Consider the following 23026-nt stretch of genomic DNA (forward strand, 5'->3'; position numbering starts at 1 on the left):
CGGACGGCTGATTCTGAGGGACATCAGCCGTGTTGACTCCATGTTTCCCGGAGCGTGCCATGTCTCTCAGCGTCGCCTCTGTCCTGGGCGAGTCCGCCCGCCGGTATCCCGGCCGTACCGCCGTGGTGGACGGCGAGGTGCGTCTGACCTACGCGGAGCTGTGGGCGCGGTCCCTGCGCTGCGCCGGGGCGCTGCGGGCCGCCGGGGTGCGGCCGGGCGACCGGGTGGCGGTCCTGCTGCCGAACTCCGCGGACTTCCTGTACGCGTACTACGGGGCGCTGGCCGCCGGGGCGACGGTGGTCCCGGTGCACGCGCTGCTCGTGGCGGACGAGGTGGCGTACGTGCTGCGGCACAGCCGGTCGGTGGCGCTGATCAGTGCCGGGCCGCTGTGGCCGGTGGCCGAGGAGGCCGCGCGGGCGGCCGGGGTGCGGGCCCTGAACGGGGCCCCCGACGGTGAGCCGCTGACCGCCGCCAAGCCCGCCGAGGCCGCCGCCACCGCGGTGATCCTCTACACCAGCGGGACGACGGGCCGCCCCAAGGGGGCGCGGCTGACCCATCTCAACATCGTCATGAACGCGTCCGTGATCACCTCGGACCTGCTGGACCTGAGCCCGGACGACGTGGTGCTGGGATGTCTGCCGCTGTTCCACAGCTACGGCCAGACGTGCGCGATGAACGCGACGCTGCGGGCCGGAGCGACGCTCGTCCTGATGCCGCGCTTCACCGGGACGGCGGCCCTGACGGCGCTGGCGGCCGAGAGCGTGAGCGTCTTCATGGGCGTACCGACGATGTACCACGCCCTGGTCGAAGCGGCGGCCCTGAGCGGGGAGGCGGCACGGGGGCTGACGCTGCGGGCGGCGGTCTCGGGCGGTGCGGCGCTGCCGGTGGCGGTCCTGGAACGGTTCGAGGCGGCCTTCTCCACGCAGGTCCTGGAGGGGTACGGGCTGACCGAGACGTCCCCGGCCGCCACGTTCAACCAGCCGCATCTGGGCCGGCGCCCCGGCACGGTCGGGCATCCGGTGTGGGGCGTGGAGATCGGGATCGCGGACGCGGCGGTGGACGAGGCGGTGCGGCTGCTGGCGGACGGGGAGACCGGCGAGGTCGTGGTGCGCGGCCACTGTGTCTTCGCGGGCTATCTGGACGACCCGGAGGCGACGGCGGCGGCGATCGTGGACGGCTGGTTCCGCACCGGGGACCTCGGAGTGCGGGACGCGGACGGCTTCCTGAGCATCGTGGACCGGAAGAAGGACCTGATCATCCGGGGCGGGTTCAACATCTACCCGCGCGAGGTAGAGGAGATCCTGATCCGGCATCCCGCGGTCGGCGAGGTCGCGGTGATCGGGGTGCCCGACGACGCGCGGGGCGAGGAGATCTGCGCGGTCGTGGTGGTCCGGCCGGACGCGGAGCCGGTCACCGGGGACGAGCTGATCGCCTGGTCGAAGGAGCGGCTCGGGCGGCACAAGTACCCGCGCATCGTCCGGTTCACCGAGCGGCTGCCGCTCGGCCCGACCGGCAAGGTCCTCAAGCGGGCCCTGACGGCCACCACGTCCTGAGCGCGCCACCGGCCCCTGACGGCCGCCGGAACCCGAGCGCGTAAACCGGGCCCGACGCCCACCGCTTCCCGACGACCACCACCGCCGTCACCGCCACCACCTGACCGCACCGCGTCCGGGCCTCCCCCACCCCCGTGCCGCTCCCCGGAGGTACGCACCGCCATGACCGTCCCCGTCAGACCTCCCACCACCGCCCCGGCGCCACCGGCCGCATCGCAACGCCCCTCCACCAAAGAGGAGTTGAGCTTCTTCGCGGGCAACTTCGGCAACATCCTGCTGTCCACCGCGATCAGCTCGTTCCTGCTGCTCCATCTCGGCGCCCAGCCGTTCTTCCGGTACGTCGTGCACGACGCGCTCGCGCCGCTGGGCGCGGCCGACCGTATCGAGGGGCTCTGCCACGACCGGACGGCCCTGCTGGAGAGCGGTGGCTCGGCGTTCCGCGAGTGCTGGGAGGGCGGTTCGTACTGCCACGGATGGTCGGCCACGCCCAGCCGTGATCTGCTGGTGCACACGCTCGGCGTCACCCCGGCCGAGCCCGGCTGCCTGCGGGTACGCGTCGCCCCTCGGCTCGGCGGGCTCTCCTGGGCGCGCGGGGCGGTGCCCACCCCCGGGGGCCTGGTCCAGGTCGACGCGACGCCGGAGCGGGTACGTATCGAATCACCGGTTCCGGTCGAGGTTCTGCACCCCGACGGCTCCCTCACCCACCATCCGTACGGCACCTCGACCGTCGACTTGCGAAAGGGCTGATGCGCACCATGTCCGAGACCCAGGTGGAGATACCCCCGCAGGCGGCCACCGCCCACGGCGCCGTCCGCGGCACGCTGGAGCACGGTGTGGCGGTCTTCCGGGGCATCCCGTACGCGGCGCCGCCGGTGGGCGCGCGCCGGTTCCGGGCGCCGGAGCCGCCGGAGCCGTGGCAGGGCGTCCGGGAGGCAGTCGCGTACGGCCCGACGGCGCCCAAGCGCCCCTACGCCCCGCCGCTGGACGAGTTGCTGCCGGACCCGGAGGTGGCGGGCGAGGACTGTCTCAACCTCAATGTGTGGACCCCGTCGACCGGCCCGGCCGGGCTGCCCGTCCTGGTCTGGATCCACGGCGGTTCGCTGCTGCACGGCTCCTCCGCCGTGCCGGTGTACGACGGGGCGGCGTTCGCCCGCGACGGGGTGGTGCTCGTCTCGGTCAACTACCGCCTGGGGATGGAGGGCTTCGGGGTGTTCCCGGACGCGCCCGCCAACCGGGGGCTGCTGGACCAGCTCGCGGCGCTGGAGTGGGTACGGGACAACATCGCGGCGTTCGGCGGCGATCCGCGCCGGGTGACGGTGGCCGGTGAGTCGGCGGGCGCGATCAGCATCGGGGCGCTGCTGGCCGCGCCGAGGGCGGCGGGGCTGTTCCGGCGGGCGGTCCTCCAGAGCGGTGCGCCCACCGCTCTCTCCGTGGCGGCCGGGCGAGGCACGACCGAGCGGATCGCGAAGCGGATGGGCCTCCCGGCGACGGCCGCCGCGCTGGCCGCCGCGGACCCGGCGGCGCTGCTCGCCGCGCAGACCGCGGTGACGGGCGGCGGATCGCCGCTGACCGGTGGGAACTCCTTCCAGATAGTGGTGGACGGCGATCTTCTGCCCCGCGATCCGGCCGAGGCGCTGCGTGACGGCGTCGCGTCCGACGTCGATCTGCTGATGGGGACGAACAGTGAGGAGTACCGGCTCTGGTTCGTCCCCAGCGGGCTGATCGAGAAGCTGGGGAAGGTCAAGCTCCGCCTCGCTCTGCTGAAGTTCAAGGTGTCCGCCGCCGTGGCGCGCCCGTACCGGGCCAACCGGCCGGGTGCCACGCCGGGCGAGCTGCTGGGCGCGATCGCCACGGACCTGTTGCTGCGGGTCCCGCTCAACCGGCTGGCCGACGCCCGCACGGACGCCGCCGGGGCCACGTATCTGTACGAGTTCGGCTGGCCCTCCCCCGTGCGGCGGCTCGGCGCCTGTCACGCCCTGGAGATCGGCTTCGTCTTCGACACCCTGGCCCACCCCGACACGGTGGCCCTGACCGGCCCGGACGCCCCGCGGGAACTGGCGGACGCGATGCACGGCGCGTGGGTGCGGTTCGCCGTCTCGGGCGACCCGGGCTGGCCGTCCTGGGACGCGACCCGGCCGGTGATGGGCTTCGGCCCCGGCGCGCCCACGGTGGTCCTGGCCCCGCGCGACGACGAGCTGAGCGGCTGGCCCCGGTAGGGACCCGGTCCCCGGCCCGTCGCAAAGGGCCGTCGCAAAGGGCCGTCGCAAAGGGGCCGTCGCAAAAGGGCCGTCGCAAAGGGCCGGCACATCAGCCCGTCGCGATGGCCCGGCACAACGGCCCGGCGCCAAGCCGGGCTTCGCGGACCCGGCGCTACCGCGTGCTGAGCCAGTGCGGGTCGGGGACGACGGTCAGGACCGCCGACACCAGGACGACCAGGGCCAGTACGGCCTGCTCCCGGCGGGCCAGGCGGCGGGTGACGGCCGGGTCGGCGTCCCGTGACAGCCGCCGCCGGGCCGCCACCGCCAGCGCGCTCACCACCACCATGAGCGCCAGCTTGACCAGCAGGGTGCGCCCGTAGGCGGAGGTGAACACCACGTCCACCGGCAGCCTGCGCAGCGCGCTGAGCGTACCGGTCACCGCGAGCGCGACGTACAGCCAGACCGCGAGGCGCGCGTACCGGCCGAGGAGGGCGCGGGCCGCGACCGGGGAGTCCCGCCAGAGCCACATGGTGCGCAGGACGTACAGCAGGCCGCCGGTCCACAGCGACGCGGCGGTCAGGTGGACGACGGTGAGCGCGGCCCCGGCCACCGGGCTGTACGCCTCCGGGTGCGCCCGCAGCGCCTCGGCGCCGATGACGACGGCGAGCGGGGCGAGGGCCAGCCGGGGGCGCCTGGTCGCGGCGCATCCCGCGGCGAGCACCAGGCCGTTGGCGACGAGGAGGAGCAGGCCGCCCTCACGGGTGCCGTAGGTCTCGGTGATCCCGAGGTCGCTGACGGCGGCCAGCAGGACGATCTGCCCGGCGGCAGCGGCGGCCCCGGCCAGCGAGGCGTGCGTGGACCAGCCGCGCACGGCGGTCCCGGGCCGGCCGCGGACCGGTCTGATCAGGCCCGTCGCGGCGAGTTCGCCGAGGTGGAGGGCGAGCGCGGCGAACAGGACGGCACGGAGCAGGGTGGTGAGCCCTGCGCCGGGTATCCGCAGCTCTCCGGTGTCGCGTGCCATGAATCCGGCGCCGGACAGGGCGACCAGGACTGCCAGGGCCCCGGCCACGAGCGCGGTGAGCAGCACGGGCACGGCGATCCGGCGGCGATCCGGCGCGGCGTCATCGGGTCCGACGGGCGCGGCGGGATCGGCGGATTCGGCGGGGGGACCGGAGAGCATCACGGCCCGATCCTTGCCGGTGGACATACGCACAGCAAACCGCTCACTGTCCATGGGAACGCCCGAAGTTCACCCGAAGGGCTCATCGGGGACGTAACAACGGCCCCCCGACCGGTCCGGCCGGGGGTTCCCCTGCGGTCAGCCCTTGTTCTGCGCTGCCCAGAACTCGTCGAAGCTGAGCCGGCCGTCACCGTTCGTGTCGTGGGAGTTGATGACCGCCTGCGCCACCGTCTCGGTGACGTAGGGGTCGCCCAGCTGCGCCATGGCGCTCTTGTACTCGGTCGCCGTTATCCGGCCGTCGCCGTCCTGGTCGAACCGCTCGAATGCCTTGCGCGCCGACTCGATGTCCGCCACTGTTCCGCCCCTTCGTCATGCCAACTGTCGGGGTCAGATTATCGGGCTGCCCCGGCGACCCGTGCGGCGGCCGGGGCGCGACGGCGGCGGTCGCCGTTGCCGGGCCGGTTCAGCGGAAGATGCCGGTGTGGCCGAGCGAGTAGCGGCCCGGCTGCGGGTACACGGCGAGTCCGTGCGGCCCGCTGCCGACCGGGATACGGGCGAGCTGCTTGCCGCTGCTGGTGTCGATCGCGTACACCTCGGCGTCGTAACGCCCCGACAGCCACAGCACCTTGCCGTCGGCGGAGACGCCGCCCATGTCGGGGCTGCCGCCGTCCGGCAGATGCCACTTCTTCGTCAGCTCGTTCCGCGCGAAGTCGAAGACGGAGACGGAGCCCTCGCCCCGGTTGGAGATGTACATCTCCTTGGAGTCGCGGCTGACATAGAGCCCGTGGCAGCCCTTGCCGGTGGGCAGCAGCTTCGGGGCGGTGAACTTCAGCCCGTCCAGCACCCACATGCCGTGCGCCATCATGTCGGCGATGTAGAAGGTCTTCCCGTCCGGGGAGAGTTTGACGTCCTGCGGCATCGCGCCCTTCAGCGGCAGCTTCTGCTGACCGACGACCTTCATCTTCTCCGTGTCGACCTTGAGGAGTTCGCCGGAGAACTCGCACGAGACGATGAAGTACCGGCCGTCCGCCGAGAAGTCGGCGTGATTGACGCCCGCGCAGGTCACCGGGACCGTCTTGACCCGGTCCATGGTCCGCGGGTCCCGGAAGACCAGCTCGCGGTCCATCGAGGCCATGACGATGGCGTACTTGCCGTTCGGGGTGAAGTAGAGGTTGTACGGGTCGGAGACCTCGACGGTCCGGCCGGCCTTCCCGGTGGCCGGGTCGATGGCGGTGAGGCTGTCGCCGAGGTCGTTGTTGACCCAGAGCGTCTTCATGTCCCACGACGGCACCACGTGCTGCGGCTGGTTGCCGACCGGGATGGTCTCGATGACCTTGTACGTCTTCGGGTCGATCACCGACACCGTGTTGGAGCTGGTGTTGGGGACGTACACGCGGGGCGGGAAGTTCTTGACGGCCGGGGCCAGCTTGCCCGCCCGGTCGGCCGCGTAGACGTCCTTCGGGTCGAGCACGGGGGGCATACCGGGCAGCGACGGCGGGGCCGCGGCGCGGACCGGTTCGCCGGGCGCGGCGGCCTCGGTGTTCCGCGCCCGGGGACTCTCCCGGTCCGCGGGAGTGCCGCAGGCGGCGAGCGCGACGAGGAGGAGGCCCCCGAGCAGGGCGGTGGCGGCGGTAGTGGTGGTGGTGCGGCTGAGGGGAGGCATCAGGTCAACAGCTCCGTGGTGGTCACCGCGCGCAGTCGGCGCCGGTCGATTTCGGTGAGGAGGAGCGGCAGCGCGGCGACGGTGTCCGCGTAGCCGAAGTGCAGACTCACCACGGACCCGTTGCGGATCTCCCCGGCGACCTTGCGGGTGACGGCCGCGACGCCGGGCGAGGTGAAGTCGAGGGAGTCCACGTCGTACGAGAGGACGTGGGGGTAACCGGCCCGGCGGGCGAGCCGCTGGACGAGCGGGGTGGCGTACTGGGTGCGCGAGGGGCGGAACCAGGTACCGATGGACCCGGTGAGCCGGTGCAGGCGCCGGGCGCAGGCGGTGATCTCCGCGTACGCCTCGCTCTCGCCCATCGCGTTGATGTCGAGGTGGTGCTCGGTGTGGTTGCCGAGGTCATGGCCCCTGTCGAGGATGCGGCGGGCCATGCCGGGGTGCTCGTCGAGCCAGCTGCCGACGGCGAGCACGGTGATCCGGGCCCCGGCCCGTTCGGCCGCGGCGAGTACGGACTCGGCGACGGCGGGGTCACCCTGCCCGTGGAAGGTGAGCGCGACACGGGCCCGGTCGCGGGGGCCGTGGGTCACCTGGACCGGCTGCCCCGGAAAGCGGCGGGGTGCGGGGGCCGCGGCGTTCTGCGCGTTCTTCGCCGGGCTCGCGGCGGGGACGGGAGTGGCGGCGGGGCGGGCGGCGGGCGCGCGGGGTGCGCCGTCCCCGCCGTCCGCGCAGCCTGCGGCGAGCGCTGCCGCCGTGAGCGCCCCGGCGCCCGCGCGCAGGGCTTCCCGGCGGCGCACCGGTGATTCGCGACCGTTCATGCACGTCCACCTCGCGGGATCGGCGTGACGGATCCGGCTGTCCGGCAGGACGGCGGATCCCCGCATCACAGTAGAGGCGAAATGTGCGAAATATACCGATTGACCGACCCTCTGGACGGTCTATGAATCATTCATCGGACGCCATAAGGATTCACTAAATACCAGGCGAGTGACTCAACACACCTACGATTCACCTATGAACTGTCCGGTTATGTCGAGAATGAAGAGAAATGCGACTTTGGCGCCGGGGTCGCCCGTCTGCCATAGTCGGTGTCACGACCCCCATTGACCCGGGCCAGGTCGTCATAAGCGGCCGTGAGAACACCCCCCATTTCACGGCCTCCCACAGAAGCCCCCGCAGCGCCGCACCACGGCCGACCGGGGGCTTCTGTGTGTCAGCGGTCGGAGATCCGCATCTCGAACCAGGTGGTCTTGCCGCGCGGCAGCAGATCCACCCCCCAGCGGTCGGAGAGCTTGTCGACCAGGAAGAGACCGCGCCCGCTGACATCCATCTCGCGCACGGGCATCAGGCAGGGCAGCCCGCGCGAGGGGTCGCGCACCTCGATCCGGATCCAGCCGCGGCGGCGCAGCATCCGCAGCCCGAAGACCCGGGCGCCGGTGTGCCGTACCGCGTTGCCGACGAGCTCCGAGACGAGCAGGACCGCGTACTCGGCGGTCTGCGGCGAGAGCGCCCACTGGCGCAGCACCACACAGGACGTGAGCCGGCGGGCGGTGGCCGCGGACTCCGGACGCGAGGGCAGCCGGACCTCACCCTCGGTCGGATTTCCGAACAACTCCAGCGCTTTGAACGCCTGTTCGTCCTCAACGGTCGACGTCAAGCGCGCCGCGGCCGCGTTGCTGCACGGTCGCGGCTGTTCCACACCCTCCAGGCCCGCCATGTCCACCATCATGGCCGCACACGACGGATTCCGGGGCCGTTCCGAGGGAATCCGCCCCCCGGAATGCATCATTCCGAAGGGGTGTATTGGCATATGCCAAAGGCAAGATGTCACCGCGCACAACCCCGCTGAGCTGGGAGAACGCACCCTCGACCGGGAAATACCGCTACCGAGGGCGTCCGGGACTTAAGGCTGCCTTAAGGCCCGGATAATCCGCTCGCACGAATGAACCGTCGCCCCTGCGTACCCAACTGGCTTTCGATCAGAGGAACTTGGCTTTGCCCGGACCCTCCTCCACAAAGCTGCGCATACCGCGCTCGCGGTCCTCCGTGGCGAACAGACCTGCGAACCAATTCCGCTCGATCGTGAGCCCGGTGTCGATGTCCGTCTCCAGTCCGCCGTCCACCGCCTCCTTCGCGGCGCGCAGCGCCAGCGCGGGGCCCTTCGCCAGCCGGGCGGCCCAGGCGTGCGCCTGCTCGTACACCTCGCCGGCGGGCACCACACGGTCCACCAGCCCCATCGCCAGGGCCTCGTCCGCCTTCACCTGACGACCGGTGAAGATGAGGTCCTTGGCCTTGGACGGGCCGACCAGCCGGGCGAGACGCTGGGTGCCGCCGGCCCCCGGGATCAGACCGAGCAGGATCTCGGGCTGGCCGAGCTTGGCGTTGTCCGCCGCGACCCGGAAGTCGGCGCAGAGCGCCAGCTCGCAGCCGCCGCCGAGCGCGTAGCCGGTGACGGCGGCGACGACGGGCTTGGGGATGCGGGCGACGGCGGTGAAGGAGTCCTGGAGCGCCTTGGACCGGACGATCATCGCCGGGTGGTCCATCCGCTGCATCTCCTTGATGTCCGCGCCCGCCGCGAACACCTTCTCACCGCCGTAGAGGATGACGGCGCGCACGTCGTCGCGCCGGGCCACCTCGTCGGCCAGCTCGCGCAGCCGGTCCTGGACGGCGATGTCCAGGGCGTTCATCGGCGGCCGGTCCAGCCGGATCGTGCCGACGTTGTCGCGTACTTCGAGGGTTACGGTCATGGGGAGCAGGTTAACCGTCGCTAACGCGGAGGGGCCCGGTGCTGTTGGTCACAGCACCGGGCCCGCTCAACTCTCTTCGTGACGGGGACCTACTTGGTCCACTCCGACCAGTCCATGTTCCAGCCGTTGAGGCCGTTGTCCGGAGCGATCGTCTTGTCCTTGGAGTTCTTCACGATCACCACGTCGCCGATGAGTGACTTGTTGAAGAACCACGCGGCCGGGGTCTGGCCGTCGTAGCCGCCGCGCACATCGCGCAGTCCGACACAGCCGTGGCTGGTGTTGGTCGTACCGAAGATGCCCGAGCTGCCCCAGTAGTTGCCGTGGAGGAAGGTGCCCGACGTGGACAGTCGCATCGCGTGCGGCACGTCCTTGATGTCGTACTCCCCGCCGAAGCCGACCGTGTCGCCGTTCATCCGGGTCACCTTGTGCTTCTCGCTGATGACCATCTGCCCGTTGTACGTGGTCGTCGCCGGGGCGCCCGCGGAGATCGGGATGTCCTTGATCTGCTTGCCGTCCCGGACCACCTTCATCCGGTGCGAACTCGCGTCGACCGTGGAGACCTGGCTGCGGCCGATGGTGAACTTCACCGTCTTGGCCTGCTTGCCGTAGACGCCCGGCCGCCCCTCGACGCCGTCGAGGTCGAGCTCCACGGTCACCTTGGTGCCCGCGGCCCAGTAATTCTCCGGGCGGAAGTCGAGACGGTCGTTGCCGAACCAGTGGCCCGCGATCTCGACGGCCGGCTCCGCGGTCACCTTGATCGCGTTCTTCACGGCGTCCGGGTCGGTGATGCCCCGGGTGAAGTGGATCGAGACCGGCATGCCGACGCCGACGGTCGAACCGTCCTCCGGCGTGTACTGGCCGATGAAGGTGTTCTTCGGAACCAGCGTGGTGAACGTGGTGTCCTTCGCCGACTCACGGCCCTCCGCGTCCTTGGCGACCGCGTGCACCGTGTACTTGGTTGCCGCCGCCAGATGCCGCTCCGGCGCCCAGCTCGCACCGTCGGCCGCGATCTTGCCCTCGACCGCGTTGCCCTTGGGGTCGGCCACCTTCACCGTGGTCAGCTTGCCCTGTCCGGCCGAGACCTTCAGCGCTCCGCTGGTCGCCACGGAGTCGGCGCCGTCCTTCGGCGCGACGGTCACCACCGCTTCGGAGGCGCTGGTGTCCTCCGCCTTCGAGCCGCCGCCCGTCTTGCCCCCCGCGTCGGTGCCCCCGCCGCATGCCGTCACCAGCAACAGCAGCGCACCCAGTACCAGAGCCAGGAGTCCCGGGCCCCCGCGCCCGCGCCTTCCCCTGCTCGCCCCGGCCGATGCCCCCGATATCGGCTGCCCGTTCAATGTGGTCGTCTCCCCTCGCACGGCCTGGCACCGCCCGGCCCGCACCCCCGCACGCTGCATATGCGTGCTCGGCGCAAGATAATCACACCGGAGGCGGGGAGGACTCCCTCTCGAATGTCACCGTTCAGTCCCAACATGTCCGGGGACATGCGCAGGTGGCGCGGGGTGCGGGGCCCCGGCGGCGCCGGGCACCGGGCACCGGGAGAACGGCGCGAGGGATGGCGCCCGCCGGAACCGGTGGCCGGGGCGGGGGGCCGGGACCGACGCGGGCGCCGGTCCCGTACCGTACGGGTGTCAGCGCAGGGCCGAGCCCGCCTTCCACTTCTTCCAGTCGAGGTTCCAGCCGCCGAGCCCGTTGTCCGGAGCGACCTTCCTCTCGGGGGAGTTGACCACCTCGATCACGTCCCCGATGAGGGTCCGGTCGAAGAACCAGCCCGCCGGGGTGTCCCCGCTGCCGCCCTTCACATCGCGCAGGCCGACACAGCCGTGGCTGGTGTTCTCGGAGCCGAACGTGTCGTACGGCTCCCAGTAGTTGCCGTGCAGGAAGGTGCCGGTCTCGGTGAGCCGGATGGCGTGCGGGACGTCCTTGATGTCGTACTCCCCGCCGAACCCGACCGTCCGGCCGTCCATCCGGGTGACGTCGTGCATCGCGGTCACCACCATCTTCCCGTTGTACGTCGCCGCCTTCGGGCCACCCGCGGAGATCGGGACGGTGCTGATCACCTCCCCGTCGCGGCGTACCTCCATGGTGTGCTCCTTCGCGTCCACCAGGGACACCTGGGAGCGGCCCACGGTGAAGACGACCGTCTTGTCCTGGCTGCCGTACACGCCGGGGGCGCCCCGCACATCGCGCAGCCCCATGTCCACCGTGACCTCGGTGCCGGGCTTCCAGTAGGCGGCCGGGCGGAAGTCCAGACGGTCCTTGCCGAACCAGTGGCCCACCACCTCCACCGCCGGTTCGGCGGTGATCCTGATGGCCTTCTCCACCGCCGCCCGGTTGGTGACCGGGTGGCTGAAGGTGAAGGAGACGATCATCCCGGTGCCGACGGTGGACCGGTTCTCCGGCTTGAAGTAGCCGATGAAGCGGTGATCGGGCACCACCGTGGTGAAGGTGGTGTGGCGGGCCGAGCGGCGCCCCGCGTCGTCCACGGCCACCGCGTCGACGCTGTACTTCGCGGCCAGCCCGATCCGGCCCGCGTCCGCCTCCGGAATCCAGGAGAGCCCGTCCTCGGAGATACGGCCCGCGACCTCCTCCCGCTGGGCGTCCTCGATCCGCCGCACCTTCACGCTCTCCAGGTGCCCGTCGGGAATCTTCACCTCGATCCGGGTCTTCGCCGCGACGTCCTCGGCACCGTCCTCGGGCACGATCCGGATCACGTCCGTCGGCGTGCGCGGCTTTCCGTTGAGGACCGACGGCATTCCGTCGGTGCAGCCGGCCAGTACGGCCAGCACGGTGAGTAGTCCTGCCCATGTCAGCACGGCGGCCGAACCCGCCCGTGCTCTCTTCGCTACGTGATTCACGTCCCCCCAACGATCAGGGCCGGTCGGGGGAAACGTGAGTGCGGGCCCAGCCCTGGGCAGAACAGGGGGGAGGACTGCACGGAGGACCTCACACAGGACTTCACGGAGGACCGCTCGGGGGAGGCCGCGGCCGGGACGCCGCGCGCCCTCCCGCCGGTCCCGGTCCGTACGAGCCGCGGGAGGCCGAGAGGTGTCGAGCGCAGCCGAGCAGGAAGCAGTACAGGAGCCGGAGCCCCGCACGGCCGGGTGCGGGGACGGGGTGGCGGCCCCCGCCGTGTGGCCCGGTGCGCCGATGCCGCTCGGCGCCCGTTTCCGGGTCGGTCCGGACGGGGTGGCGGGCACCAATTTCGCGCTCTGGGCGGGCGGCGCCGAGGCCGTCGAGCTCTGCCTCTTCGACGAGCGGGGCGGCGAGCGGCGCTGTTCCCTGACCGAACTGACCCATGAGATCTGGCACGGCTTCCTGCCCGGTGTGCGGCCGGGACAGCGGTACGGCTACCGGGTGCACGGCCGCTGGGACCCCTGGACCGGCGCCCGCTGGAACGCGGCGAAGCTGCTCCTCGATCCGTACGCGCGCGCGGTGGACGGCTCCTTCACCCTGCCGTCCGAGGTGTACGGCCATGTGCGGGACTGGCCGCAGCAGCACGTCGCCGACACCGTGCGCGACGACCGGGACTCCGCGCCCTTCGTGCCCAAGGGCGTCGTCGTCCATGACGACGACGACTGGGCGGAGGACCGGCGCCCCAAGACCCCGTGGGCCGACACCGTCATCTACGAGCTGCACGTGCGCGGCTTCACGAAACTGCACCCCGGCATCCCGCCGGAGCTGCGGGGCACGTACGCCGGCCTCGCCCACCCGGCGGCGATCGGGCATCTGCGACGGCTGGGGGTGACGGCCGTCGAACTGCTGCCGGTGCACCAGTTCGCGCACGAGGACCATCTGCTGCGGCGCGGCCTGCACAACTACTGGGGCTACAACTCCATCGGCTACTTCGCCCCGCACGCCGGGTACTCGGCGAGCGGCACGGCGGGCCGCCAGGTCGGCGAGTTCAAACGGATGGTGCGCGCGCTGCACGACGCCGGGATCGAGGTCATCCTCGACGTGGTCTACAACCACACGGCGGAGGCGGGCGAGCTGGGCCCGATGCTGTCCCTGCGCGGCATCGACAACCGCGGCTACTACCGCCTCCAGGCCGACGCCCGCCGCTACGCGGACTACACGGGGTGCGGCAACACCCTGCACGTGGTGCAGCCGCACGTCCTGCGGCTGATCACGGACTCCCTGCGCTACTGGGTCACGGAGATGGGCGTCGACGGCTTCCGCTTCGACCTGGCGGCGGCACTGGCCCGTTCGATGCACGACGTCGACATGCTCTCCCCGTTCCTCGCGGTGATCGCCCAGGACCCGGTACTGCGCCGGGTCAAACTGATCGCCGAACCGTGGGACGTCGGCAACGGCGGCTACCAGGTCGGTGCCTTCCCGCCCCTGTGGACGGAGTGGAACGACCGCTACCGCGACGCGGTACGGGACTTCTGGCGCGGCGCCCTGCCCGACGTACGGGACCTCGGCTATCGGCTGACCGGATCGAGCGACCTGTACGCCTGGGGCGGCCGACGGCCGTACGCCTCCGTCAACTTCGTCACCGCGCACGACGGCTTCACCCTGCGCGACCTGGTGAGCTACGAGCACAAGCACAACGAGGCCAACGGCGAGGGCAACCGCGACGGCACCGACGACAACCGTGCCTGGAACAGCGGGGCCGAGGGCGAGAGCGACGACCCGCAGATCAACGCCCTGCGCCTGCGCCGGCTGCGCAACCTCCTCACCACGCTGCTGCTCTCCACGGGCGTACCGATGCTGGTGGCGGGCGACGAGATGGGGCGTACGCAGGGCGGCAACAACAACGCGTACTGCCAGGACAACGAGGTCAGCTGGCTGGACTGGTCGCTGCTGGAAGAGCCCCAGTGGCGGGAGCTGACCGAACTGACGGCCCGGGTGCTGAAGCTGCGCCACACCCATCCGGTGCTGCGCCGCCGGGCGTTCTTCTCCGGGCGCCCGCAGGCCCCGGACGGACTGCGGGACCTGGCGTGGTTCACCCGCGACGGTACGGAGATGACGGAGGCCGACTGGTACGCACCGGCCGCGATGCTCGGGCTCTTCCTCTCCGGCCGCGACATTCCCGGCCGGGACGCGCGGGGCGAGCAGGTCACCGACGACAGCTTCCTGACGATCCTGCACGCCGGGGCGGAGCCGAGCGGCTTCCAGCTGCCGGGACCACCCTGGGGGGCGCACTACGAACTGGTCCTGGACACCTCGCGGGAGGACCAGTCGGCCGCGCCGGGCACGGCCCACGCGGGCGGCACGGCCCTGACCGTACCGGCGCGCTCGGTGCTGCTGCTGCGGGTGACGACGTAGCCGGGGCGGGAGCGGGGCGTGGAGGGGTGTGGGGCGTGGGGTGCGACGGCCGCGAGGCCCGGCAGCGCGGTGAGGCCGGGGGTCAGCTCGTCCAGGACGACGGCGGTCGGCGGCGGACGGGCAGAAGGCGCCACTCGTGATGCCGGGGTACGACCGCCCCCGGTCCGGGGCGCGTTCGGGGCGCGTGGGCGGGTGGTGCCGGGTGCGTGCGGGGTGCGTACGCGTGCGTGCCGGGTGCGCGCGGGCAGAAATACACAGGACCGATGTCAGTGGTGAAACGTAGGGTCGGCCCTGATGCCCGAAATACCTGCCGAGCACACGGAACGGTCCGCCGTGCGCTCCCTCCTGCGCCTGTGGCCCTTTGTCCGCCCTGTTCGGATCCGCTTGCTCAGCGCGGCTCTCGTCGCCATCGTGGCCTCCTGTCTGGGCCTGGTGATCCCCCTCGTACTGAAGTGGATGGTGGACGGCCCGGTCGCGGACCGTGACCCCGGCGGCGTCTGGCTCGGCGCGCTGTATCTCCTGCTGCTGGGCATCGTCGAGGCGCTGCTGTTCGGGCTGCGGCGGTGGCTGGTGGCCAGGCCGCTGGCCGGGGTGGAGGCGTCGATGCGCGCCGCCCTCTACCGGCATCTGCAACGGCTGCCGGTGGCCTTCCACGACCGTTGGCCGTCGGGGCAGTTGCTCTCGCGCGGGACCACGGATCTGATGCTGCTGCGCATGTTCCTGGCCTTCCCGTTGACGTTCCTGCTGGTCAACGGCACCACGATCGTGGTCGGGTTCCTCATTCTGTTCGCCCAGGACTGGTCGCTCGGGCTGGTGCTGCTGGCGCCCGCGGTACCGCTGATGATCCTGTGCTCGCTCTTCGAGACGAAGTACGCGGTGGTCGCACGGCAGGCCCAGGACCAGGTCGGGGACCTGACGACGGTGGTCGAGGAGAGCGTCCTCGGCATCCGCATCATCAAGGGTTTCGGCCGGCACCGCAGCCAGGCGCTGGCCTTCCGGGCGCTCTCGCAGCGGCTGCGCGCCACGGAGTTGGGCAAGGCGCGTCTGCTCGCGGGGATCTGGGCCCTCATCACCGCCATCCCCGAGCTGGCGATCGGTGCGGCGCTGGTGCTCGGCACGGTCGAGGTGGCCGACGGTGATCTGTCGGCGGGCACCCTCGTCGCCTTCCTCTCGACAGCTCTGGCGCTGCGCTGGCCGGTCGAGTCGATCGGTTTCCTGCTGGCCATCAGCCAGGAGTCGGCGACCGCGACCGAGCGGTATTTCGAGGTGATGGACGTGGCGGAGGAGCGGGATACGGAGGTGGCGGCGACCACCCCTGACGCCGACGCCAAAGCCGACGCCAAAGCCGATGTCGGCGCCAAAGCCGATGTCGGCGCCACCCCCGACCGCGGCGGAATGGCCTTCGAGGGTGTCGAGTTCCGCTACCCCGACGCGCGACCCGGTTCCGTACCCGTACTGACACGGATCGATCTGCGCATCCGGCCCGGCGAGACGATGGCCCTGGTGGGCGCCACCGGTTCCGGGAAGACGACGCTCACCGCCCTGGTGCCGCGGCTGCACGAGCTGACCGCCGGGCGGATCACCCTGGACGGCGAGGACATCGCCGCGCTGGAGCGGCCGAGGCTGCGGGAGCTGGTGTCGGTGGCGTTCGAGGAGCCGACGCTGTTCTCCGCGACGGTCGGCGAGAACGTGCTGATGGGCGCCGAGGGCGCGGGCGAGGACGAACTGCGGCGGGCCCTCGCCGTCGCTCAGGCCGACTTCGTGTACGACCTGCCGCAGGGGCTGGACACCCAGGTCGGCGAGCAGGGGCTCAGCCTCTCCGGCGGCCAGCGGCAGCGTCTCGCGCTGGCCCGCGCCGTGGTCGGAGAGCCGCGCTTCCTGGTGCTGGACGACCCGCTCTCCGCACTGGACGTACACACGGAGACGCTGGTGGAAGCGGCGCTGCGGCGGGTGCTGGAGCGGACGACCGCGCTGGTGGTCGCCCACCGGCCGTCCACCGTGATGCTCGCCGACCGGGTGGCGCTGCTCTCCGACGGCCGGATCAGCGCGGTCGGCACCCATCAGGAACTGCTGCGCGGCAACGCCGAGTACGCCTGGCTGATGTCGGGCGCCGAGCACACCCCTGCCGAGGAGGGCAGTACCCGATGACGACCACCGCCGACGACGCGCTCACGGACGACGGCCTGGCGCGCGAGGCCGCGCCGCCGTCGGAGGAATCCGGGGGCTCCAAGGGCTCCGGAGACTCCGAGGGCTCCGGGGACTCGTTCGACCGGGACGATCTGCCCGCCCCGCCCGGTGCGACCCGGACGCTGCTGACCTCGCTGCTCGCCCCGATGCGCGGCCGGGTCGTCGTGGCCGCGCTCTTCCTCCTGCTCCAGCAGGCCGCCGTCCAGGCGGGCCCGCTGCTGGTGGCGTACGCCATCGACCGGGGCGTTCCGGCCTTCCGGGACCACGACTACGGGCCGCTGATCGCGGTGGCGGTCGGCTACGCGCTCTGCTCCATCGGTGCCGGAGTCCTGCAGTACGCGTTCATCAGGGCGGCCGCGCGGATCAACCAGGACGTGCTGCTCGATCTGCGCGGCCGGATCTTCCGGCACGCCCAGGCCCTGAGCGTCGACTTCCACGAGCGCTACACCTCGGGCCGGCTGATCTCGCGGTCCACCACGGACGTGGAGTCGCTGCGCGAGCTGCTGAGCGAGGGCCTTCAGGAACTGATCGGTGTGGTCCTCTCGTTCGCCTCCATCTCGCTGATGCTCCTCTGGCTGGACCTCGGCATCGGGGCGATCGCGGTGTTCTCCTTCGTCCCGCTGTATCTGCTGGTGCGGCTCTACCAGCGTCGGGCGGGCCGGGTCTTCGCCAGGCGGTCCACGGCGATCGCCGCGGTCATCGTGAAGTTCGCGGAGACGATGAACGGGATCCGCCCGGTCCGCGCCTTCCGCCGGGAACGGACCAACGACGCGGCGTTCGACTCGCTCAACCACCGCCACGAGCGGACGAACGGTGACGCGATGCTGGAGATGGCCCGCTATGTCATCGGCTCCCGGCTGGTCGCCAACACCGCGGTGGCCGGGATGGTGCTGTGGGGCGCCTACCGGGTGGCGTCCGGCACGCTGGCCCTGGGGGTGCTGGCCGCGGCGGTGCTGTATCTGCGTCGGCTGTACGACCCGATCGACCGGCTGGGGATGTTCCTCAACTCCTACCAGTCGGCCGCCGCGTCGCTGGACAAGATCGCCGGTCTGCTGGCCCAGCGGCCCACCGTCCCCGAGACGACCGCGCCCGAGGAGCTTCCCGCGCGGTCCGGCGACCACCCGGGCCGGGAGGTCACCTTCGACGCGGTGAGCTTCGCCTACCGTACGGGCGGCGAGGTGCTGCCCCGCTTCGACCTGGACATCCCCGCCGGGCAGACCGTGGCCGTGGTCGGCTCGACGGGTGCCGGGAAGTCGACGCTCGCCAAGCTGCTGGCCCGGTTCTACGATCCGACGGACGGCCGGGTCCTGCTGGACGGCGTCGACCTGCGGGACCTCGACACGGCCGGGTTGCGCAAGGGCGTGGTGATGGTGACCCAGGAGGCGTTCCTGTTCTCCGGGACGGTCGCCGAGAACATCGCGATCGGCCGCCCGGACGCGACACCGCGGGACATCGAGCGCGCGGCCAAGGCCATCGGGGCGCACGACTTCATCGCCGGTCTGCCCGAGGGGTACGACACGGACGTACGCAAGCGGGGCGGCCGGATCTCCGCCGGTCAGCGCCAGTTGGTCGCGTTCGCGCGGGCCCTGCTGGCCGACCCTGCGGTGCTGATCCTCGACGAGGCGACCAGTTCCCTGGACATCCCCGGTGAGCGGGCGGTGCAGCAGGCCATGGACACGGTTCTGCACGGCCGTACGGCGGTGGTGATCGCGCACCGCCTGTCGACCGTGGAGATCGCGGACCGGGTGCTGGTGATGGAGCACGGGCGGATCGTGGAGGACGGCGCCCCTGCCGAACTGATCGGCGGCACGGGCCGGTTCGCCGGGCTGCACCGCGCGTGGCGCGACAGCCTGGCCTGAGGGCGGGGGTGTCTAGGTTCCGCGATTCCGTGAACATTTCCGCGTGATCATGGGCACCGTTTGGACACTTCCGCGTGATCATGGGCAACGGTAACGCTCGGTAGCGGTCAGTTGTTGACTGCTATCAATCTTCCGGTTTGGGCGGCGTGTTCTTTTCGCACCGTTTCAGTATGGCCGCACAGCATCCGAGGAAGAGTCGTAGCAAGCACAACACTCCTGCGACATCGATTCGGCACACCGACTGGTCGACTCGCGAAGTCCCTTTCAACCTGCTGCGGTTGAGGGACTTCGACGAGTCGGACCCGTGGCGCCGGGTCCGTTCGGTACACGGCATGGCGCACCGCTCGGGCGACTACGCCTCGGCGACGACGGGCGGGCCAGGTCGTCTACGGGAGCCGGCTTGAGTTGGCCCGTTTGCTGCTCGCTGACTTCGACCCGTCGGTATGCGGCATCTACGCCCAGCCCTTGCGCATGGTGGCGCGGATCGACGGCAAGGTCCGCAGCCACGTTCCGGATTTCCTTCTGGTGATGAGGTCCGGGACAGTGCGCGTCGTCAACGTCAAACCGGCCTCGCGCCACAAGGACCCGAAGGTCGCGCAGGCGCTGGCCTGGCCGGGGCATCTCATCGAGCGCCATGGTTGGGAGTACGAGATCTGGTCGGGCGCCGTGCCGACCCTGCTGGAGAACGTCCGGTTCCTGGCCGCCTACCGCCACCCCGGTGTCGTACCTGTCGACGAAGTCGAGCGCGCTTGGCAAGAGGTCGTCGACGGCGATGAGTTGGCGCTCGCCGAGCGACGCCTGGCCGGAGACCGTGAGCCCGAAGAAGCCCGTCCGGCGCTGATGGCCCTGCTGTGGTCGGGGCGGCTGACCACCGACCTCACGGCCCAGCCGCTGTCAGGCGAATGCGTGCTGCGGAGGCGTGGATGAGCCAGTGGACGACGACGCTGCGGCCGGGCCTGCCGATCGCCTTTGACGGTGAGCGGTTCACCGTTGCGGAGATCGAAGGACGGCGTATTCTCCTGCGCCAGTCTGCGGTGGCCGGGCCTCCGAAACTGCGGCAGGTCGACATCTCCGTGCTGCTCGCCCATCCCACCACCGAGATCCTTGCGCCGGCCCCGGCTGAAACGACGGCTTCCGCTGCCCTGCTGAGCGGCCTGGCCCGTGAGGAGGACGACGAGCTGACCGTGAAGGTCCAGCACCTCCAGGAGGTCCTGACCGGATACCGACTCGGCGACGCGGCCTTGGCGCTGGACGGGGAGCCGCGTGCTGACTTCGCGCCGGGGATGCCGCTGCTGCATCGCTATGCCGTCAAGGCCGCTGAGCTGGGTGTCGGGGTCACCACGATCCGCCGGTGGACCGCAGCGTTCAAGAAGGCCGGCCCGGCCGGGCTTGTGATCGACCGCCCCGTACGCAGCGTGGTGGAGAGGGCGGACCCCCGCTGGGTGGAGATGGCCGAGGAAGTCTTGAAGTCGCACGTCAAGGCGAGCCGTCCGGTGCGTGGGCTGGTCCTCACCGAGATCGAGGAGCGGCTGGTCAAGGAGCATGGGAAGGGTGCGGTGCCGCTGCCGGCGAGCACGATGGGCTACGAGCTGCTGAGGCAACTGTCCAAGGGCACCAACGCGTTCGAGGGCAGCACCAAGGGCAAGCGGTCGATCGCGGATGCCCCGCAGGGCACGTACGGCCGCCTGCGCGCCACCCGACCCGGCGAGTACGTGGTCCTGGACACCAACAGCCTGGACGTTTTCGCGATGGAGCCGCTGACCTGCCGGTGGGTCCGGTGCGAACTCACCGTCGCCATGGACCTTTACAGCAGGTGCATCGTGGGACTGCGGCTGCCCGGTCTCGACGAAGTCCGTAGATGTGGCCGGGGTGTTGTACGAGACGGTCCGTCCGCGCGAAGCCCGCCCCGGCAGCGGCGAACCGCTGCCGTATGCCGGAATGCCGTCCACCGTGGTTGTCGACGCGGAGAAGCTCGTGGACCGGGACGGACAGCCGCTGCTGCCGACGGTCGCCACCGAAACGATCATCTTCGACCACGGCAAGGTCTACCTGTCGAACCACATCAAGAGCGTCTGCGCGAAGCTGCGGATCTCCCTGCAGCCCCGCCACCCTCCCGGGCATGCCGCCCCACGCATCTACCCGAATCCGTTCGCCGACCTGCCCGTCACGCTCTCGCCGGCCATGAGCCGGATCAGCATCCGCAACAACAGCCTGGCTGCCTTGCGCAGTGCCGTGCTGGTGCCGGGGGCCCCGACGCGCCGCTCGGCAGCCCTGACCCTCGCCATCCCCCGCACGACCTTCAACGCGCACCTTCGCCTGGTGGAGGACGGCGCCGGGTTTGCCGTGTTCGATCACCGAAAACGGCCAGTCCGGGTGACGCCCCGCGGACAGCCCCTCATTGAGGAGGCGCAGCGACTGATCGCCCTGCTGGATGTCCTTGGACAGCGAAGTCAGTCGTCAGCTACACGCTGACCTGTGACGACTGACTTGATTGGCTAGGGGCTGGAGTTCGGCGGCCACGCTCGGCCTGCAATGGCACCGATGCCATGGGTCGGGGACCGGCAGGGAGAGGACGGGGCGGCACCGGTCGGTTGTACTGGTGCCGCCCCGGGTGCCTTGGTGGGCGGGGTTCAGGCGGTGCCGGGGTGTTCGCCGGCGGCTTGTTCGGCGGCGATCTGTGCCTCGACTTCGGCGGCGTCGGTACCGGCGACGCGTTTGCCGTAGCCACGGTGGACGACCAGGAGCTGGCCGCGGTCGGCGTTCGCGTCCCGGTAGGCGATCGCGGCGGGTCCGGCGGCGGAGGCGTGGCCGGGGAACATGGTGTCCTTGCTCCAGGTGCTGCCGTTGTAAACGGTCCACCACAGGTTCTGGTCACCGCTGCCGTGGCCGCGGTGGACGCAGTAGAGCTTGTCGTCGTAGACCGCCAGGGACGGCCCCTCCAGGCTGAAAGCCCCAGGGATCGGAGTGGCCTCGCTCCAGTTGACTCCGTCGGCGCTGGAGAAGTGGAACAGCTGGGTCGAGGAACCGCTGGCGCGGTGGACGCAGTGCAGCCGCCCCTTGTAGACGGCCAAGGCCGGATTGGAAGCGGTGGCGAAGTTCCGGATCTGCCTGTCGGCGCTCCAGGTACTGCCGTTGAACGTGGTGTGCCACATCGATTCGGCGCCGACGCCGGCCTTGTGGACGCAGTGGAGCTTGCCTCCGAATTCGGCCAGGGCGGGGCCGTGGGAGCTGGCGTGTCCGGGGAACACGGTGTCCTGGTTCCAGGTGCTGCCGTCGAACCGGGTCCACCACAGCCGGTGGTCGCTGCCGCTGCCCCGGTGGACGCAGTACAGCTTGCCGCCGAAGGTGGCCAGGGCGGGGCCGTGGGAGCTGGCGTGTCCGGGGAACTTGATGTCCTCGCTCCAGCCGGTGGCCGGGGTGTAGACCGAATACCACAGGAGCGGGTCGTCGCCGTAGTCGTTGTGGCCGCGGTGAGCTAGGTAGAGGCGGCCGTTGAACTCGGCCAGTGCGGGGTTGGAGCCGCTGTAGTGGGCGGCGAACTTCTCGTCCGTGCCCCAGCCCTTCGCCGGTTCGAACACCGACCACCACAGGCTCGTGTCCTGTTCCTGTTCCCTGCGGGTGGGGATGAGCATGGACGTCGCGATCCAGGGGGAGGTGCACTTGACGCCATGGGGGCCGTTGACGGCCTTGACCCACGCCGCGTGGATCTGCATCACACCGGCCACCAGCTTGCCGATCTTCGGGATCACCGCCTCGACGATGTCGGCGATGAACTCCGTGATCTCGGCGACGTTGTCCGCCGTCTCCCGGTTCATCAGGTGGACGTGAAAGCCCCACCACTTCGTCTCCATCCGGACGTCGAAGCCCCGGGCCTCCAGCTCCTTACGGGCCCTCGCACCCCGCTCCTGCGCCTGGATCGATGGTGCTTCCATCCCCTGAGGAAGCTCAGAACTACTACCGGTCTCGAAGTCCGACATCGCGCCCGCCCCTGCCCGTCCTTCGGTGCCCTTTCCGCAGCCGAAGGCACCGCACAAGAACGGCACCCGGCACGAACGCACACCGGCTCCACGGCGCGGAGAGATCATCCACGCCGCGCCCAACCTAGAACGGACTGTGCTGGGTTCAGCACTCAACGTGAGGGAATGGCTGGATCTCACGCCCACACCGACACCGACCCGGTCGGCCGCATCGGGCCCCCGGGCGCTCTCCGCCCTGAGAGAGAAGCCGTGCCAGATTCCACGTACCAGAACCTGACGCGGCCTAGATTCACTGTCGTAGAAAGCGGTGCACACCGTCTTCGATGTACTCCTGGGCCAGGGCAGCAGCGCCAACGTTCAGTAGTTGTCACTTGCCGCCTGGCCTTTGCCCGTGCCT

At 70.9% G+C, this 23026-nt stretch carries 17 protein-coding genes; 8 read left to right on the forward strand and 9 right to left on the reverse strand.

Features of this window, described 5'->3' with window-relative positions; all coding sequences use genetic code 11:
• Window positions 1-59 precede the first annotated feature (59 nt).
• The 3 genes from OG413_RS02160 (at window position 60) to OG413_RS02170 (ending at window position 3769) form a co-directional block, all read left to right on the forward strand.
• Entirely contained in the window at window positions 60-1553 is a 1494-nt protein-coding gene (locus OG413_RS02160; protein WP_266802649.1) for a long-chain fatty acid--CoA ligase, read from the forward strand.
• A 162-nt stretch (window positions 1554-1715) separates the two neighbouring features.
• The gene (locus tag OG413_RS02165) at window positions 1716-2300 is read left to right on the forward strand and encodes a hypothetical protein (protein ID WP_266802651.1); all 585 of its coding nucleotides are present in this window, start codon (window positions 1716-1718) and stop codon (window positions 2298-2300) included.
• Window positions 2301-2308: 8 nt separating this feature from the next.
• Entirely contained in the window at window positions 2309-3769 is a 1461-nt protein-coding gene (locus OG413_RS02170) for a carboxylesterase/lipase family protein (RefSeq protein ID WP_266802653.1), read from the forward strand.
• Between the two features lie 154 nt (window positions 3770-3923).
• Here the strand turns inward: OG413_RS02170 and OG413_RS02175 are convergent, their stop codons facing one another.
• From OG413_RS02175 to OG413_RS02210, 8 genes are all read right to left on the reverse strand, one after another.
• Window positions 3924-4931 carry a CopD family protein gene (locus tag OG413_RS02175; RefSeq protein WP_266809827.1) on the reverse strand — a complete coding sequence of 336 codons (1008 nt, stop codon included), beginning with the start codon at window positions 4929-4931 and terminating at the stop codon, window positions 3924-3926.
• 138 nt (window positions 4932-5069) lie between these two features.
• Window positions 5070-5285 (reverse strand): EF-hand domain-containing protein, encoded by a 216-nt coding sequence (locus tag OG413_RS02180; RefSeq protein WP_073727097.1) that lies wholly within the window; start codon window positions 5283-5285, stop codon window positions 5070-5072.
• Window positions 5286-5394: 109 nt separating this feature from the next.
• Window positions 5395-6594, reverse strand: coding sequence for a YncE family protein (locus tag OG413_RS02185; protein WP_266802656.1), 1200 nt, complete (start codon window positions 6592-6594; stop codon window positions 5395-5397).
• On the reverse strand, window positions 6594-7409 hold the full coding sequence (locus tag OG413_RS02190) for a polysaccharide deacetylase family protein (RefSeq protein ID WP_266802658.1): 816 nt from the start codon (window positions 7407-7409) through the stop codon (window positions 6594-6596). The genes OG413_RS02185 and OG413_RS02190 overlap by 1 nt, the downstream gene beginning before the upstream one ends.
• 395 nt (window positions 7410-7804) lie before the next feature.
• A complete protein-coding gene (locus tag OG413_RS02195; RefSeq protein ID WP_266802660.1) occupies window positions 7805-8320 on the reverse strand; it encodes an ATP-binding protein in 516 nt (171 codons plus the stop codon).
• A 250-nt stretch (window positions 8321-8570) separates the two neighbouring features.
• Window positions 8571-9338 (reverse strand): enoyl-CoA hydratase/isomerase family protein, encoded by a 768-nt coding sequence (locus OG413_RS02200; protein WP_266802662.1) that lies wholly within the window; start codon window positions 9336-9338, stop codon window positions 8571-8573.
• A gap of 89 nt (window positions 9339-9427) precedes the next feature.
• Complete coding sequence (locus OG413_RS02205) at window positions 9428-10672, reverse strand: Ig-like domain-containing protein (protein WP_266802664.1); 1245 nt, start codon at window positions 10670-10672, stop codon at window positions 9428-9430.
• Window positions 10673-10966: 294 nt separating this feature from the next.
• Window positions 10967-12193: an Ig-like domain-containing protein gene (locus OG413_RS02210; RefSeq protein ID WP_266802666.1), complete on the reverse strand. Its 1227-nt coding sequence runs from the start codon at window positions 12191-12193 to the stop codon at window positions 10967-10969.
• A 259-nt stretch (window positions 12194-12452) separates the two neighbouring features.
• On the opposite strand from OG413_RS02210, the gene glgX reads away from it, so the two are divergent.
• The 5 genes from glgX (at window position 12453) to OG413_RS02235 (ending at window position 21124) form a co-directional block, all read left to right on the forward strand.
• Window positions 12453-14606, forward strand: a complete 2154-nt coding sequence (gene glgX, locus OG413_RS02215) for a glycogen debranching protein GlgX (protein WP_266809829.1) — start codon at window positions 12453-12455, stop codon at window positions 14604-14606.
• A 294-nt stretch (window positions 14607-14900) separates the two neighbouring features.
• Window positions 14901-16754 carry an ABC transporter ATP-binding protein gene (locus OG413_RS02220; protein ID WP_266802668.1) on the forward strand — a complete coding sequence of 618 codons (1854 nt, stop codon included), beginning with the start codon at window positions 14901-14903 and terminating at the stop codon, window positions 16752-16754.
• Window positions 16751-18652, forward strand: a complete 1902-nt coding sequence (locus tag OG413_RS02225; protein ID WP_266802670.1) for an ABC transporter ATP-binding protein — start codon at window positions 16751-16753, stop codon at window positions 18650-18652. Before OG413_RS02220 ends, OG413_RS02225 begins: the two co-directional genes overlap by 4 nt.
• A 414-nt stretch (window positions 18653-19066) precedes the next feature.
• Entirely contained in the window at window positions 19067-19579 is a 513-nt protein-coding gene (locus tag OG413_RS02230) for a TnsA-like heteromeric transposase endonuclease subunit (protein ID WP_266802672.1), read from the forward strand.
• 945 nt (window positions 19580-20524) lie between these two features.
• The gene (locus OG413_RS02235; protein WP_266802674.1) at window positions 20525-21124 is read left to right on the forward strand and encodes a hypothetical protein; all 600 of its coding nucleotides are present in this window, start codon (window positions 20525-20527) and stop codon (window positions 21122-21124) included.
• Between the two features lie 158 nt (window positions 21125-21282).
• Here the strand turns inward: OG413_RS02235 and OG413_RS02240 are convergent, their stop codons facing one another.
• On the reverse strand, window positions 21283-22584 hold the full coding sequence (locus tag OG413_RS02240) for a hypothetical protein (protein ID WP_266802676.1): 1302 nt from the start codon (window positions 22582-22584) through the stop codon (window positions 21283-21285).
• Window positions 22585-23026 lie beyond the last annotated feature (442 nt).

Source organism: Streptomyces sp. NBC_01433 (assembly GCF_026340105.1).
Lineage (GTDB): Bacteria > Actinomycetota > Actinomycetes > Streptomycetales > Streptomycetaceae > Streptomyces.